The organism is Kitasatospora sp. NPDC127111, from assembly GCF_042677465.1.
Lineage (GTDB): Bacteria > Actinomycetota > Actinomycetes > Streptomycetales > Streptomycetaceae > Kitasatospora.
In genome coordinates, this window is the sequence record NZ_JBHXTG010000007.1 from 76927 (window position 1) to 91857 (window position 14931).

The following is a 14931-nucleotide window of genomic DNA, read 5'->3' on the forward strand; positions in this document are numbered from 1 at the left end:
GCTGCCAGGACTCGTCCGCGCACTCCCGTCGTCCGCCCGGAGAAGGGGGCGGGAGTTCGAAGGCGGGCCCACCGGGTCGGCCGAGGGTCCGCCGCTGTCGCCCGCCCAGCAGCTCCGGACCGGACGGGCCCACCGTTCACGACCGCCGCCCCGGCGACGTCCGGGCACCGGCCGGACCGGACACCGGTGACTCTGCCGAAGCCGTTGCCCCTGCCGAAGCCGGCGACTCTGCCGAAGCCGTTGCCCCTGCCGAAGCCGGCGACTCTGCCGAAGCCGTTGACCCTGCCGAAGCCGTTGACCCGCCACTGCCGGTCGGCCCCGCCGTCGCGGGAGCGGGTCACCACCTCCGGGGTGTCCTGGGCCCGGCCGTCACGGGCCGACCGACCGACCGCCGGCGGGTGCCCTTGAGGTCCCGAGCCCGCACGGGGGAGCCGCCGCTCACCAATGGTTCGCCGAATCCTCACCCTTCGAACTCCGGTGGGGACCTCCCGCTCCGGTGGAGCGGGTCCAGCCCGGACCGGGCCGCGGCGCAGCGCGATCCAACGGTGATCCGATGCCTCTTGACGCCACCCTTGTGAGCGTTAACATTTCATTTCACGCCAGGCCCGAGCCATTGTCACCCGACGTTCCACAGCGCGAGGGACCGCTCCGGCCGGCCCCGCCCGACCGCCGCCAGTCGCCCAGCAGGGGCGCCCTGCGCCCGGTCGCGGAACATCACTGGAGGAACTGTGCGGAAGATTTCGGCGGGTCTGGTCGCCGCGGGCCTGCTGCTCTCGCTGACGGCCTGCGGCCAGAGTGCCAACGGCGTCGGCGACGGCGCGGCCAAGGGGGACGCCAAGGGCGGGCTGGTCGGCATCGCGATGCCGACCAAGTCGTCGGAACGCTGGATCAACGACGGCAGCAACATGGTCAAGGAGTTCCAGGCCAAGGGCTACAAGACCGACCTGCAGTACGGCGACAACGTGGTGGAGAACCAGGTCTCCCAGGTGGAGAACATGATCACCAAGGGCGCCAAGCTGCTGGTGATCGCCGCCATCGACGGCTCCTCCCTCACCAACGTGCTGCAGAAGGCCGCCGACGCCCACATCCCGGTGATCTCCTACGACCGGCTGATCCGCGGCACGGCGAACGTCGACTACTACGCGACCTTCGACAACTACAAGGTGGGCGTCCTCCAGGGCAGCTACATCGCCGACAAGCTCGGCCTCAAGGACGGCGCGGGACCGTTCAACATCGAGCTGTTCGCCGGCTCGCCGGACGACAACAACGCCACCTTCTTCTTCAACGGCGCGATGAGCGTCCTCAAGCCGTACATCGACCAGAAGAAGCTCGTCGTGCAGAGCGGTCAGACCGACTTCAACCAGGTCGCCACGCTGCGCTGGGACGGCGGTCTCGCCCAGTCCCGGATGGACAACCTGCTGAGCAAGTCGTACACCGCCGCCCACGTCGACGCCGTGCTCTCCCCGTACGACGGGATCTCGATCGGCATCCTCTCCTCGCTCAAGGGCGTCGGCTACGGCACCGGCAAGTCGCTGCCCGTCGTCACCGGGCAGGACGCCGAGCTGGCCTCGGTGAAGTCGATCATCGCGGGCGAGCAGACCCAGACCGTCTACAAGGACACCCGCCAGCTGGCCAAGGTGGCGGTCCAGATGGGCGACGCCCTGCTGACCGGCGGAAAGCCCGAGGTCAACGACACCAGCCAGTACAACAACGGCGTGAAGACCGTTCCGGCACAGCTGCTCCAGCCGGTCAGCGTCGACAAGGACAACTACCAGAAGGTCCTGGTCGACAGCGGCCAGTACACCGCGGACCAGCTCAAGTAGCCCGCGGGGCCCGCTCGACGGGCCCCGCGCCGAACCGGCGGTGCGGAGTCCGGGGGCTCTCCCCCACCGCACCGCCCCGAACGATACGGACGCACACCCATGGCTGGACCCGTTCTCGAAATGCGGTCGATCAGCAAGTCGTTCCCCGGTGTCAAGGCGCTCGCCGAGGTCAACCTGACCGTCGCCCCCGGTGAGGTGCACGCCGTCTGCGGCGAGAACGGCGCCGGCAAGTCCACCCTGATGAAGGTGCTCAGCGGCGTGTACCCGCACGGCAGCTACGAGGGCGAGATCCTCTTCGAGGGCGAGCCCTGCCGCTTCAGGGACATCCGGGCCAGCGAGCAGCGCGGCATCGTCATCATCCACCAGGAACTGGCGCTGGTGCCGTACCTGTCCATCGCCGAGAACGTCTTCCTCGGCAACGAGCACGCCACCCGGGGCATCATCGGCTGGCGCCGGACGCTCACCCACGCCGCCGAGCTGCTCCGCCAGGTCGGCCTCGCCGAGAGCCCGCACACCCGGATCGCCGACCTCGGCGTGGGCAAGCAGCAGCTGGTCGAGATCGCCAAGGCGCTCGCCAAGAAGGTCAAGCTGCTCATCCTGGACGAGCCGACCGCCGCGCTGAACGACGAGGACAGCCGCAAGCTGCTCGACCTGATCCTGGAGCTCAAGGCGCAGGGCATCGCCTGCATCATCATCTCGCACAAGCTCAACGAGATCGCCCGGGTCGCGGACGCCGTGACCATCCTGCGGGACGGGCGGACCATCGAGACCATCGCGATCGGCCCCGAGGGCATCTCCGAGGAGCGGATCATCCGGGGCATGGTCGGCCGCGACCTGGAGCACCGCTACCCCGAACGCGTCGCGGACATCGGCGAGGTCGCCTTCGAGGTCGAGGACTGGAGCGTGCGGCACCCCATCGACCAGCAGCGCATGGTGGTCGACGGCGCCTCGCTGAACGTGCGGCGCGGCGAGATCGTCGGCATCGCCGGCCTGATGGGCGCCGGCCGCACCGAACTGGCCATGAGCGTCTTCGGCCGCTCGTACGGCCGGTGGGCGGCCGGCCGGGTACGGCTGCACGGCCGGGAGATCCGCACCCGCACGGTGCCCGAGGCGATCGGGCACGGCATCGCGTACGTCACCGAGGACCGCAAACAGCTCGGCCTCAACCTCATCGACGACATCAGCCGGAACATCTCGCTGAGCGCGCTCGGCAAGGTCGCGCGGTACGGCCGGGTCAACCGGCACGAGGAGGCCCGGGTCGCCGAGTCCTTCCGGCGCACCATGAACATCAAGGCCCCGACGGTGTTCACCCGGACCGGCACGCTCAGCGGCGGGAACCAGCAGAAGGTCGTCCTCAGCAAGTGGATCTTCGCCGAGCCGGAGGTGCTGATCCTCGACGAGCCCACCCGCGGCATCGACATCGGCGCGAAGGCGGAGATCTACACCGTCATCGCCGAGTTGGCCGCCCAGGGCAAGGCCGTGCTCGTCATCTCGTCCGAACTCCCCGAACTCCTGGGCCTGTGCGACCGGATCTACACCATGGCCGAAGGCCGGATCACCGGCGAGGTGGCCCGTGCCGACGCCACCCAGGAATCCCTCATGCGGCTCATGACCATGAGCGCCGCATCCAGCAACGAGCAGGTGTGAGGCATGGCCCAGACCGAGATCATCCCCGATTCGTCCCCGAAGGCGCCGCAGTCCGGCCCCGGCCCCTCCCTCGGCGGCGTGCTGGCCCGCGCGCTGCGCGGCAACGTGCGCCAGTACGGCATGCTGGTCGCGCTCGCGCTGATCGTGCTGCTGTTCCAGGCCTGGACGGACGGCATCCTGCTCCAGCCGCTGAACATCACCAACCTGATCCAGCAGAACGGCTACATCCTCATCCTCGCCATCGGGATGATGATCGTCATCATCGCCGGGCACATCGACCTGTCGGTCGGCTCGCTGGCCGCCTTCGTCGGGGCCGCCGCCGCGGTGATGATGGTCGAGCACCACGTGTCGTGGCCCGTGGCGGTGCTGGCCGCGCTGGTGGTCGGCGCCCTCGCCGGTGCCTGGCAGGGCTTCTGGATCGCCTACCTGGGGATCCCGTCGTTCATCGTCACCCTGGCCGGCATGCTGCTGTTCCGCGGCGGCACCCAGATCCTGCTCCAGGGCCAGTCGGTCGCGCCGTTCCCCAAGGGGTTCCAGAGCATCAGCAGCGGCTTCCTCCCCGAGGTCGGCCCGCACACCAACTACCACAACCTCACCGTGCTGCTGGGCCTCGCGGTGCTGGCCGTCGCGATCCTCCAGGAGGTGCGCGGCCGGCGGCAGACCGCCTCGTACGGGCTGGAGCCGCTCCCCCTCGGGCTGTTCCTCGCCAAGCTGGCCGTGATCACCGCCGCCGTGGTGGTCTTCACCCTGCTGCTGGCCAGCTACCACGGCGTCCCGATCGTGCTGCTGATCCTCGGAGCGCTGCTGGTCGGCTTCGGCTACCTGATGCGCAACTCGATCATCGGCCGGCACACCTACGCCATCGGCGGCAACGAGGCGGCTGCCAAGCTGTCGGGGGTGAAGAGCAAGCGGGTCGTCTTCCTCGCCTTCACCAACATGGGCGTCCTGGCGGCGCTCGCCGGGCTCGTCTTCGCGGCACGGCTCAACGCCGGCACGCCCCAGGCCGGCATCAACTTCGAGCTGGAGGCCATCGCCGCCGCGTTCATCGGCGGCGCCTCGGCCAGCGGCGGCGTGGGCACCGTCCTGGGCGCCATCATCGGCGGCCTGGTGCTGGGCGTGCTCAACAACGGCATGTCACTCGTCGGCATCGGCACCGACTACCAGCAGGTGATCAAGGGCCTGGTCCTGCTCGCGGCGGTCGGCTTCGACGTCTACAACAAGCGCCGGGCCGGTTCCTGACGCCGGGACCGCCCCCGGCTGCCCACCTCGCCCTCGGCCGTCCTCCATCGGACGGCCGAGGGCGACGTCCGTTTCCGGGCGCTTCACAGCCGTCCCGAAAATCTTCTCCGCAGGCGGCAACCTCCCCGGCCACGGCGGCAACTGACGGGTGACCCCGAGGGCGGAAGCGCCAGGGGTCGTCCGATCCCACCGCCGTCCGCCGCCGCGCACCGCCGATCCGGGCGGGTGCGCGGCGGCAGGGCCGGAGCAAGGAGTAGCCCCCCATGAACGAGACGGATCCCACCACGGACGGCCGCGGCCGGCGCGCCCGCGCGGCCGGTGGTGCGCGGCGGCCCCGCGGGCGCCACCGCCGGCGCTGGACCACGCTCGCCCTGGCGCTGGGCGTGCCCGGGGTGCTCGGCCCCTACCTGCTGTTCGTGCAGGCCGATTCGAAGGCCGCGTCGGTGGATCCCGAGGCCTACTACACGCTGGTGTCCGTCCGCAGCGACAAGGCACTGGACGTGCCCGGTGCGGACGCGGCCGACGGCGCCTGGATCCGGCAGATGAACCGGGTGCCCGGTGCCGCCGGCCAGCAGTGGCGGCTGAGGCTCGCGGGGGACGGCTACTACGAGCTGGAGAACCGCGGCAGCCACAAGGTCCTCGGAGTGCGCGGTGACTCCTCGCAGTCCGCCGCCGCGATCGAGCAGCAGACCGACCACGCCTCCGCCGCCCAGCAGTGGAAGGTGCAGGACGTCGGCGACGGCGCGGTGAAGTTCGTCTCCCGCAACAGCGGCATGGTGCTGGACGTGTGGGGGGGCGGCAAGGACGAGGGCGTTCCCCTCATCCAGTACGCCGACCGGGGCAGCACCAACCAGCAGTGGCGGCTGGTCAAGGTGTCCGGCACGGGCGGGTACACCTGGCACAACGCCCAGATCGTCGGCGGCGGGTTCGTCACCGGACTGGTCTTCAACCCGGCCCGCAAGGACCTGCTGTACGCCCGGACGGACATCGGCGGCGCGTACCGCTGGGACGCGGCCGCCGGACGGTGGACCTCGCTGACCGACTGGATCGGCGGCGGCGACTGGAACCTGCTGGGCATCGAGAGCCTGGCGACCGACCCGGTCGACCCGAACCGGCTGTACCTCGCCAGCGGCACCTACACCAACGACTGGGCGGGCAACGGCGCGATCCTCCGCTCCACCGACCAGGGGCGGACGTTCCAGCGCACCGACCTGCCGTTCAAGCTGGGCGGCAACGAGGACGGCCGGTCCATGGGCGAGCGGCTGGTGGTCGACCCGTCCGACCACCGCACGCTCTACCTGGGCACCCGCAAGAACGGCCTCTGGCGCAGCACCGACTACGGCGTCACCTGGAACCAGGTCGGTGGCTTCCCCGTCAAGGACGGTGCGAGCAGCGGCGTCGGCCTGTCCTTCGTGACGTTCGGCCCGTCCGGCAGCCGGACGATCTACGTCGGGGTGGCCGACCGGTCGACCTCCCTGTACCGCTCCACCGACGGCGGCGCCACCTGGCAGGCCGTCCCCGGCCAGCCGACGGGGCAGCTGCCGCAGCACGGCGTGCTGTCCGGCGACGGCTCGTTCTACCTGACGTACACCAACGCCCCCGGACCGAACGGCGTGACGGCCGGATCGGTGTGGAAGTACACGCCCTCGACCGGGGCCTGGAAGAACGTATCGCCGTCCAGCGGCGGTTACGGCTTCGCCGGGCTCGCGGTGGACCCGCAGCACCCGGCCACGGTGATGGTCACCACGCTGGACCGCTGGTGGCCCTCCGACGAGCTGTACCGCTCGACCGACGGCGGCGCCACCTGGAAGGCCCTCGGCGCGAGCTCGGAACGGGACGGCTCCGCGGCACCGTACGTGGGTACCGGCATCGGGCACTGGATGGGCGCCCTGGCCATCGACCCCTTCGACTCCGGGCACGTGCTGTACGGCACCGGCTCGGGCATGTGGGGGAGCAACGACGTGACCGCGGCGGACGGCGGCCGGCCGACGCACTGGACCATTCCGGCCAGGGGCCTGGAGGAGACCGCGACGCTCGGCCTGGTCAAGCCTCCCGGCCTCCCGCTGATCAGCGCGCTCGGCGACGTCAGCGGATTCCGGCACGACGACCTGACCAAGGTCCCCGCCAAGGCGCTGAGCGGGCCGCTGTTCACCAACACCACCGGCATCGACTTCGCCCAGGGCAAGCCGGCGTTCATGGTGCGGGTCGGCCTCGGCGGAGCGCAGCACGGTGCCTACTCGACGGACGGCGGCGCCGGCTGGACGCCCTTCGCGGCGGCTCCGGTGGGCGACGCGGGCGGCGGTTCGGCCGCCGTTTCGGCGGACGGCGCCACCGTGGTGTGGACCCCCGCGGGCCAGCCGCCGTTCCTCTCGACCGACCGCGGCACCTCCTGGGCGGCGGTCTCCGGCCTGCCGAAGGACGCGGCCGTGGTGGCCGACCGTTCGGCGGCGAACACCTTCTACGCCCTCAGCGGCGGCACCCTGTACGCCTCCACCGACGGTGGGAGGCACTTCACCGCCCGGGCCACCGGCGTGGGTGACGGGCAGCTCAAGGCCGTCCCGGGCGTCGCCGGTGACCTGTGGATCGCCGGCGGGGGCAACGGGCTGCGGCACTCCACCGACGGCGGGGCGAGCTTCCGCAGGCTCGACGGCGTGGAGCAGGCGAGCGCGGTCGGCTTCGGCAAGGCGGCGCCCGGCTCCGGCTACCAGTCCCTCTACCTCAGCGGAAGGGTGAAGGGGGTCACCGGCCTGTTCCGCTCCACCGACGGCGGCTCGACCTGGGTCCGGATCAACGACGACCAGCACCAGTTCGGCGGGAGCGTCATCAACGTCGTCTCCGGCGACCCCGACGTCTACGGCCGGGTGTACCTGGGCGGCTACGGCCGCGGCGTGGTGTACGGCGACCCGTCCTGACCGGCACGGCCCGTGGGCGGGCGGCGGCGCGTCGCCCGCCCACGGCCCGACCGCCAGAAAAAACCTGCGCCGGCGCGGCAACCTTTCCGGTGCCCGGCGACCACTGGGCAGTGCAACGTCGAGTCGATCTACCGAACGGACGGGAATGAAGGCAACGAAGCACGCCGCCCCGCAGTCGAACCGCAGGCGCGGGCTGGTCATGGGCATACCGTTGGCGCTGGTGGCGGTCGGTGTCCTGGTGTGCCTGGCCTTCGCGCTGCTGCCGGGCGGCGGGGGCGGCGCCACCGCCGCGGAGCCGGCTGCCGCCGCCTCCGTCGCGGTCGGCTCCGTCGGGGCCACCGAGCCGGGCACTCCGCCGGGCGCCACCGCCCAGGCCGATCCCACGCCCTCGGCGGCGCCACCGTCGGTCACCGGTACCCCGCCCGCGCCCTCGGCCACCGGCACCCCGTCGCCGTCGGCCAGCCCCACGCCGCGGCCGTCGGCCACCACGGCCGCCCCGTCGCCCTCGGCCGCCGCCAGCAGTGCCCGTACCGCACCGGCCCCGGCGTCCCTGGCCGGGCGGATCAAGCCCGGGGCGAGCTACCAGGGCGTCGCGACCTCCTACGACGCCGCCGACGGCAACGGCGCCTGCTCGTTCGGCCCGTCCGGCGACCTCATGATCGCGGCGATGAACCACACCGACTACGAGTCGTCCCGGGCGTGCGGGGCGTCCGTGCTCGTCCGTGCCGCCAACGGGGCGAGCATCACGGTGCGGATCGTCAACGAGTGCCCCTTGCCCTGCGCACCCGGGCAGCTCGACCTGAGCCACGAGGCCTTCAGCAAGCTCGCCGAACTCTCGGTGGGCCGCCTGCCGGTCACCTGGACGCTGCTGAGCCCCGGCACGGCACCCGACACGATGTCGATCCGGTACAAGACCGGATCCAGCCAGTGGTGGTGCGGGATCCAGGTGATCGGCCACCGGAACCCGGTGGCGGCGCTGGAGGTCCGGACCGCCGGTGGCTGGCGGCAGCTGTCCCGTACCGACTACAACTACTTCCTCTCCCCCGACGGCAGCGGGTGCGGCGGAACGATCAGGGTCACCGACCTCTACGGGGAGCAACTGACCGTCGACGGGATCGCCGTGAAACCGGACGTCGCCCAGCCGACCCGAGTCCAGTTCGCCCGGCATTGACCGCGCCGCTCACCCGCCGGCCGGCGGTACCCCACCGGAGCGACCACCGCTCCGCCCCGAAGACGGGCACTGCTACGCTCACACCTGTTGTTAACGCTCACATTGCAGGGAGAGGGCGACCGGGGGAAATGCTCCTCGATGACGCGTCCGCGGAGTTCCACGAATTCTTCGAACGCCACTACGCCGAACTCGCCCGTCTCGCCCACCTCCTGACCGGCGAGACGGACGCGGCCGACGACCTCGCCGCAGACGCCCTGATCGCCCTGTGGCAACGCTGGGACCGGCTCCGCGCGGCCGACCACCCGCTCGCCTACGCGCGCGGCGTGGTCGCCAACATGGCCCGGGCCCGGATCCGCAGCGCGGTCCGCGAGCGGCGCCGGATCCTGCTGTTCTGGTCCCGCTCCCCGGAGGGAACGGACGGGCCGGACGTGGCGGCCGTGCTGGACGTCCGGACGGCGCTCGCCCGGCTGCCGTTCCGCAAGCGGGCGTGCGTGGTGCTGCGCCACGCCTTCGACCTGTCGGAGAAGGACACCGCCGTGGCGCTCGGCATATCGGTCGGTACGGTGAAGAGCCAGACCTCGAAGGGGATGGCCGAGCTGGAACGCGCGCTCGGCGCACGAGCGGTCGGCGAACTGACGACAGGAAGGAGGAACCGGTGAACGATCACATCACCCGGCGGCTGCGCGAGGCGGCCGAGGCCCACCAGCCCGACCGCGCACGGATCCTGGCACGCGTCCAGCGCGGCGCGGCCGGCCCTCCCGTCCGCCACCGCACCTCGGCGTTCGCGAGGTCGTGGCCCAAGGCCGCCCTCGCCGGCATCGCCACCGCCGGCATCCTGGCGACCGGCGGTCTCGCCGTCGCCGGCATCGCCCGGACTTCCCCGTCGGACACCGTCACCACCGCTCCCGCGGCCCCCTCCACCACGGCCACTCCCCCTCCCCCTCCCACCCCGACACCCTCGGCTCCCCCGGCCGCCGCCGTCCCGGCGCCGTCCGCCACCAGCCCGGCCGGTCCGCGCCCGACCCCGTCGGCGAGCAGCCGGCCCCAGAACGGGCCCCTGTGGTCGGAGGGATCGGTCGACCAGCACAGCAACCCCTACTGGGGCCAGCACGACCTCGTCCTCAGGACCGTCCAGCCGCTCACCTCGCTCACCGTCGAGCTGCGCATCGCGCAGACCGGCGACGTGCGGGACCCCGGCAACTGGCTGACCCTGCCGAACGACGACTTCACCGTCACCGTCCAGGAGTCCGGCGGCGCGCTGGTGTACCGCTGGGTCCTCAAGCCGGGCCGCACGGTGCCGGTCGGACAGCACGAGTTCGCCGCCCAGTTCAACCACGCCACCGGCGTGCGCAACACCGCGAACGACGGCTACCGGGTCGACGCCCGGTCGGCGGGCGGTTCCGCTTCGGTCTGGGGCGGGTTCGGCCCGGCACGGTGAGGCGCGGCGGGGCGGGGTGAGGCGCGGCAGGGCGCGGACCGCCTCAGGGGGGCGGCGGCCGAGCTCAGGCGCCGCCCCGCTGAGGCGGGCCGAAGATCAGCGGCTCGGCCGTACCGGCGATCAGTTCCTCGACGGCCGTGTCGGCCGGGGTACCGGCGGCCGAGGTGATCACGGCGGTGGGGCGCACGGCCCGGGCGACGGTTTCGGGGGCGGCTTCGGTACGGACCCGGAGAAAAGCCGGACCGCCCGCGGCTCGGTGTCGGCGAGCTGCTCGAAGGCGTCCGGGTCGACCGCGTCGGACCGGAACGACTCCGGGTGGGCGCAGAGGTCCACCGTCAGCCAGCCGTCCTCGTAGCGCCGTCCCGCCCAGCCGTCGGTCGGCAGGAGGTACCGGGCGCCGTCGGCCTCACGGGTGAGCCGGCCGAGCAGTGCGACCGCGCGTTCGGCCGGCGGTCCGTCGCACTCGACGACGGCGACCCCGACGGACTCCGGGTCCGCCGGCCGGCCCGTGTGCCGCGGCCGGCGCGCCTTCAGTCCTGGAGGACCGAGCGCTGGTCCAGGACGCGGAGAGCGGTCTCTCCCCAGCTGAGGTTCTCCCGCTCGAAGGCCATGCCGCGCAGGAGGGTGAGGTAGGGGCCGATTCGTTCGGCCTGGGCGAGGTGTTCTTCCTCGGTGCGGCCGTCGAGCAGTTTCGCCTGGAGGCGTTCGTAGCGGGCGAGCTTGGCGGCGGCCCACTCCATGCGCTCGGCGATGGCGGCACGGACGGCCGCGGCGTCGCCGGCGTCGACGCTCTGGACCTTGACCAGGAGCTCGTCGCGGATGGTGCTGGGCTTGCTCGGGAGTTCCTCGGTGTAGGCGCGGACGGCGGCGCGGCCGGCCTCGGTGAGGGAGAACAGGCGCTTGTTGGGGCGCTTCTCCTGGTGGATGACCCGGGCGGCGATCAGACCGTCGGCCTCCATGCGCTCCAGCTCACGGTAGAGCTGCTGGGGGGTGGCCATCCAGAAGTTGGCCACGGACGCGTCGAAGCCCTTGGCGAGGTCGTACCCGGACGCCTCGCCCTCCAGGAGGGCCGCCATCAGTGCGTTCCGCAGGGCCATGCGGTCAACGTAGCACCCCCTTGTCTAGTCAACAACGCGACTAGTCACCGTTCGCCCGCCGCCGATCCGAACCGCCGTACGCGGGCTCTGGACATCCCGCCGCCATCGCTTCATACTCGCCGACACGCCTATTCAACTATATGACTATGGAGTGAGCCGATGCATCCCTTCCGCCAGGCCGTCGAGGACCGCGACGAGCAGGCCATCGCCGCTCTGCTCGCCGAGGACGTCGTGTTCACCAGCCCCGTCGCCTTCAAGCCCTACCCGGGCAAAGCGATCACCGCGGCGATCCTGCGCGGCGTGCTGCGCGTCTTGGAGGACTTCACCTACGTGCGCGAGATCGCGAACCCCGACGGACGTGACCACGCCTTCCTCTTCACCGCGACCGTGAGCGGCCGGCAGATCCAGGGCTGCGACTTCCTGCACTTCGACGAGGACGGGAGGATCGACGACCTGACCGTCATGGTGCGGCCCCTGTCGGCGGCCCAGGCACTGGCCGAGGCGATGGGCGCCCAGTTCGACCGCATCGCCGCCGAAGCAGCGGCAGCGGCCGAGACGGCCGAGGCGGCTGAGGCGGCTGAGGCGGCGGGCCGGGGAGCGACTTCGACGCCGTCGTGACCGACGACGGCAACGCCGGACCGACCGCCGCCACCACCCCCGCCGCGCCCCGGCGCGCGCACCCCGCCCGTCGAGCGGCCCGACCTGCCGGCGGCCGCGTCACCACCTTCCGCCGCGGGCGCTTCGAGCCCGAGGCCGCCCTGCAGCAGCTGTCCGCGGCGGCAACGGCTTGCCAGGGCGTCATCCGGTACCGATCCGGCGGCCGGTGATCTTCTCCACGCCGACCCGCACCCAGAGCGGGCGGGAGCCACCGGCCCACGGGGTGGCGCCGGGCAGCGCCGACAGCCGCCGCTCCTCGTCGGGGTCGTCGACGTGGCGGGCCTCGCCGACGATGAGGACGCTCCAGCCCCGGCTGAGGTGCTCGTCGATGTGGTCGACCTGGAAGGAGACCGGAGAGCCGTCCGCGGGAGCCGCGGCGCCCCCCGGAGCCGTCCGGTAGACGATCGATCCCCCGTCCACGGCGTAGTTGACCGGATAGACGGCCGGCCCCGGCTCGACGGGCAGGGCGATCCGGCCGATGCCGTGCGTACCGATCAGTTCCCAGCACTCGGGTGCGCTGAGGTGGGCCAGCAGGGGACGCGGGCCGGGTGCCGCCTGCCCCGGCGGGGCGTCGGCACGGCCCTGCAGCAGCTCCGGCCAGGTCATCCGGAGCGCCGCCGCGATCCGGACGAAACCCGGCGGGTCGAAGTCCGGGCCGGCTGCCAGCAGGTGCCGCAGGTAGGCCGGTGCCATGGCCGCCTCGTGGGCCAGCATCTGTTCGCTCAGACCCAGTTGGTCGCGGCGTTCGTCGACCCGGCGGGCGAGGTCGGCGGGGTCGGCCGGCGGGTCCGCGTCGAGGTCGGGACGGTCGGTCATGGCGGTGGCTCCTCGGCTCGGCGGTGTCCGCGGGTCACGTCCGGGCGGGCGCGACCTCACGTGCTCCGCGCCGGGTCACTCCCCTCGGACCCGTGGGTGGCGGAACCGACCGGTGGCGCCGGTTCCGGTTCCGTTCCAGATTCCGCCGGAACGGCGACCTTCGCCACGGGCCGCCCGGGCGGCGCCGAACCCCGGTGGCGGCCCCGTACGGCCGGAACCGGGGGCCTGGGTTGGGCCGTTCGGTTCCACCGCCGACTGTTTGCGCCACCCTCCCCCACCACCGGTTCAGCCGTGCGGAACGACCGCGACCGGGCACGGCGCACGGTGGATCACCGCGTGGGCGACCGGCCCGAGCGCCCGGCCGGTCCGCCCGACGACGAGCAGGTCGGCGGACCGGGCCGTCTCCAGCAGCGCCTCCGCGGCGTCGGAGCGCCGGATGTCCTTGATCATCTTCACGTCCGTCCGCCGGCTGCGAAGTGCCCGGTCCAGCCCCCGCAGCTCACGGACCGCGAACTCCGCCCGCTCCACGTCGGGCAGTTCCCACCACCGCCCCGGCGGTGTCCACGCGTGGACGACGCGGAGCGGCGCGTGCCTGGTCCGCGCCGCACCCAGCGCGAAGTCGAGCACCGGCTCGGCCAGGTCGTCCGCGTCGACACCCACCACCACCTCCCCCGGCGTCCGGGCCCCGGTCGCGCCGGCGCGCACCAGGACGACCGGGCACGACGCGTGACGCGCCACGGACAGGCCCACCGAGCCCAGCGGCAGACCCGCCGGACCGTGCGGCCCGGCCGACCCGACCACCAGCAGTGCGGCCCCCTCGGCGCCGGCCGTGATCCCGCGCGGCGCACGCCGGTCCACGAGGACCGTCCGGATGTCCAGGTCCGGATGGCTCGCACGCAGTCCGGCGGCGGCGTCGGCCAGCAGGGTGACGGCCCTGCCCCGCACCTCGCTCACCCCGGGCAGTCCCGGGGCCGTGTGCTGCGGCCACGGCCAGGCGTGCACCAGGCACAGCGGCGCGCCGGACCGGGCGGCCTCGTCGGCCGCCCAACGGGCGGCGGCGAGGCTCTCCCCCGAACCGTCGACCGCGGCGCACACGGGCGCGGTCATCGCGTCGTCCCGAGGACGGTCCCGGCCGGACTCGTCGGCTTGATCCCTCGGCGGGACGGTGTTCACGGTCTCCTCCTTCGCGGCCGGGGCGGCGCGTCGGCTCCGGGCTCCGGGCGTCGGGGGAGGCCGGGGTGTCGGTTCGCCTCTCCCATCACAACCGGTCCCTCCCGCCCCCGCCAGGCCGGCGTCCCTCGGAGCCGGCCGGCTCCGCGCCGGGGCCGCCATGGGCTCTCCGGTGCCCGGCCGGCCGGGAACGACGGCGGTGCGGGTGAGGGGACGGGATTCTCCCGCCGCCCGGGCCGGGGCCGTTGACGCGCCGGGCGTCAGGCACCGTTCGGCGGCGCGGTGTCGTCGATGTCCCAGGTGAGGCGGTCGGTGAGCCCGGTGAGCCCGTCGATGCGGGCGATCTGCAGGCAGAGCGCGGCGGCGTCGCTGCGGGTACGGGTGCGTCCGGCGATGATGACCCGGCCGCGTTCGCAGCGGACGTGCAGCGAGCTCGGGACCACGCCCGTGCCGGGGGTGAGGGCGAGCGTGAGCGCCTCCGTGCGGATCGCCTCGTCGTCGCGGCGCAGGGCGTCGAGCAGGTCGTGCGGGGAGAGCAGGCCCACCAGCCGGCCGTCGCCGTCCACCACGGGCAGGTGGTGCAGGGAGTGCCGGGTCAGCAGGGCGAGCGCGTCGGCGACGCCGGTCCCGTCCGTGACGGTGATCGCCGGGGAGGTCATGAGATCACGGGCGAGCAGCTCCCCACGCCCGCGTACGGCCACCCGCTCGCCGGCGTACGCGGCGAGCAGGTCGGACGCGGAGATGACGCCGTCGACCGTGCCGTCGACCGCCACCACGGGCAGGACGCCGCGCCGGGAGGCGGTGAGGGCGGCGACCACGGTGGCGAAGTCGGTCCGGGGGGTGACGGCGACGCCGGGCCGGCTCATGCACGCACCGACCCGGGTCCGGGTCGACGGGGAGGGCACCCCGCCGCCGGGGAAGGCGTCGGACGACGCTCCGTCGAGAACGCTGTGACTCACGG

General features: G+C 73.0%; 13 protein-coding genes. 8 read left to right on the forward strand and 5 right to left on the reverse strand.

The genetic code is table 11. The features are described 5' to 3' along the window. The first annotated feature begins 728 nt into the window (after positions 1–728). The 7 genes from chvE (at position 729) to ACFVHB_RS06940 (ending at position 10230) form a co-directional block, all read left to right on the forward strand. Positions 729–1823 (forward strand): multiple monosaccharide ABC transporter substrate-binding protein, encoded by a 1095-nt coding sequence (gene chvE / locus ACFVHB_RS06910; protein ID WP_380316268.1) that lies wholly within the window; start codon positions 729–731, stop codon positions 1821–1823. A 99-nt stretch (positions 1824–1922) separates the two neighbouring features. After that, positions 1923–3470: a multiple monosaccharide ABC transporter ATP-binding protein gene (gene mmsA / locus ACFVHB_RS06915; RefSeq protein ID WP_380316271.1), complete on the forward strand. Its 1548-nt coding sequence runs from the start codon at positions 1923–1925 to the stop codon at positions 3468–3470. A gap of 3 nt (positions 3471–3473) precedes the next feature. Then, the gene (gene mmsB / locus ACFVHB_RS06920) at positions 3474–4709 is read left to right on the forward strand and encodes a multiple monosaccharide ABC transporter permease (protein ID WP_380316274.1); all 1236 of its coding nucleotides are present in this window, start codon (positions 3474–3476) and stop codon (positions 4707–4709) included. A 263-nt stretch (positions 4710–4972) separates the two neighbouring features. Continuing rightward, positions 4973–7621: an RICIN domain-containing protein gene (locus tag ACFVHB_RS06925; RefSeq protein ID WP_380316277.1), complete on the forward strand. Its 2649-nt coding sequence runs from the start codon at positions 4973–4975 to the stop codon at positions 7619–7621. A gap of 145 nt (positions 7622–7766) precedes the next feature. Next, complete coding sequence (locus ACFVHB_RS06930) at positions 7767–8792, forward strand: expansin EXLX1 family cellulose-binding protein (RefSeq protein WP_380316280.1); 1026 nt, start codon at positions 7767–7769, stop codon at positions 8790–8792. 128 nt (positions 8793–8920) lie between these two features. Next, positions 8921–9451, forward strand: a complete 531-nt coding sequence (locus tag ACFVHB_RS06935) for a SigE family RNA polymerase sigma factor (protein ID WP_380316283.1) — start codon at positions 8921–8923, stop codon at positions 9449–9451. Next, positions 9448–10230, forward strand: coding sequence for a hypothetical protein (locus ACFVHB_RS06940; RefSeq protein WP_380316286.1), 783 nt, complete (start codon positions 9448–9450; stop codon positions 10228–10230). Before ACFVHB_RS06935 ends, ACFVHB_RS06940 begins: the two co-directional genes overlap by 4 nt. Positions 10231–10294: 64 nt before the next feature. Here the strand turns inward: ACFVHB_RS06940 and ACFVHB_RS06945 are convergent, their stop codons facing one another. Continuing rightward, positions 10295–10417 carry a hypothetical protein gene (locus ACFVHB_RS06945; protein WP_380316289.1) on the reverse strand — a complete coding sequence of 41 codons (123 nt, stop codon included), beginning with the start codon at positions 10415–10417 and terminating at the stop codon, positions 10295–10297. Between the two features lie 343 nt (positions 10418–10760). Beyond that, the gene (locus tag ACFVHB_RS06950; RefSeq protein WP_380316292.1) at positions 10761–11327 is read right to left on the reverse strand and encodes a PadR family transcriptional regulator; all 567 of its coding nucleotides are present in this window, start codon (positions 11325–11327) and stop codon (positions 10761–10763) included. Between the two features lie 159 nt (positions 11328–11486). Here ACFVHB_RS06950 and ACFVHB_RS06955 point away from each other — a divergent pair, with 159 nt between their 5' ends. Next, positions 11487–11945: a nuclear transport factor 2 family protein gene (locus ACFVHB_RS06955; protein WP_380316295.1), complete on the forward strand. Its 459-nt coding sequence runs from the start codon at positions 11487–11489 to the stop codon at positions 11943–11945. Between the two features lie 180 nt (positions 11946–12125). Here ACFVHB_RS06955 and ACFVHB_RS06960 read toward each other — a convergent pair whose 3' ends face one another. The 3 genes from ACFVHB_RS06960 to ACFVHB_RS06970 form a co-directional block, all read right to left on the reverse strand. Then, positions 12126–12800, reverse strand: coding sequence for a pyridoxamine 5'-phosphate oxidase family protein (locus ACFVHB_RS06960; protein ID WP_380316298.1), 675 nt, complete (start codon positions 12798–12800; stop codon positions 12126–12128). 285 nt (positions 12801–13085) lie between these two features. Further along, positions 13086–13907, reverse strand: coding sequence for a universal stress protein (locus ACFVHB_RS06965; protein WP_380316301.1), 822 nt, complete (start codon positions 13905–13907; stop codon positions 13086–13088). A 323-nt stretch (positions 13908–14230) separates the two neighbouring features. After that, positions 14231–14929 carry a CBS domain-containing protein gene (locus tag ACFVHB_RS06970; RefSeq protein WP_380316304.1) on the reverse strand — a complete coding sequence of 233 codons (699 nt, stop codon included), beginning with the start codon at positions 14927–14929 and terminating at the stop codon, positions 14231–14233. Positions 14930–14931: the final 2 nt, after the last annotated feature.

Bases quoted from the DNA above. Each gene is read 5' to 3' on its own strand.
- ACFVHB_RS06955 (WP_380316295.1), top strand. From the start codon at position 11,487: ATGCATCCCTTCCGCCAGGCCGTCGAGGACCGCGACGAGCAGGCCATC.
- ACFVHB_RS06950 (WP_380316292.1), bottom strand. From the start codon at position 11,327: ATGGCCCTGCGGAACGCACTGATGGCGGCCCTCCTGGAGGGCGAGGCG.
- ACFVHB_RS06960 (WP_380316298.1), bottom strand. From the start codon at position 12,800: ATGACCGACCGTCCCGACCTCGACGCGGACCCGCCGGCCGACCCCGCC.
- ACFVHB_RS06965 (WP_380316301.1), bottom strand. From the start codon at position 13,907: ATGACCGCGCCCGTGTGCGCCGCGGTCGACGGTTCGGGGGAGAGCCTC.
- ACFVHB_RS06925 (WP_380316277.1), top strand. From the start codon at position 4,973: ATGAACGAGACGGATCCCACCACGGACGGCCGCGGCCGGCGCGCCCGC.
- mmsB (WP_380316274.1), top strand. From the start codon at position 3,474: ATGGCCCAGACCGAGATCATCCCCGATTCGTCCCCGAAGGCGCCGCAG.
- mmsA (WP_380316271.1), top strand. From the start codon at position 1,923: ATGGCTGGACCCGTTCTCGAAATGCGGTCGATCAGCAAGTCGTTCCCC.
- ACFVHB_RS06930 (WP_380316280.1), top strand. From the start codon at position 7,767: ATGAAGGCAACGAAGCACGCCGCCCCGCAGTCGAACCGCAGGCGCGGG.
- ACFVHB_RS06935 (WP_380316283.1), top strand. From the start codon at position 8,921: ATGCTCCTCGATGACGCGTCCGCGGAGTTCCACGAATTCTTCGAACGC.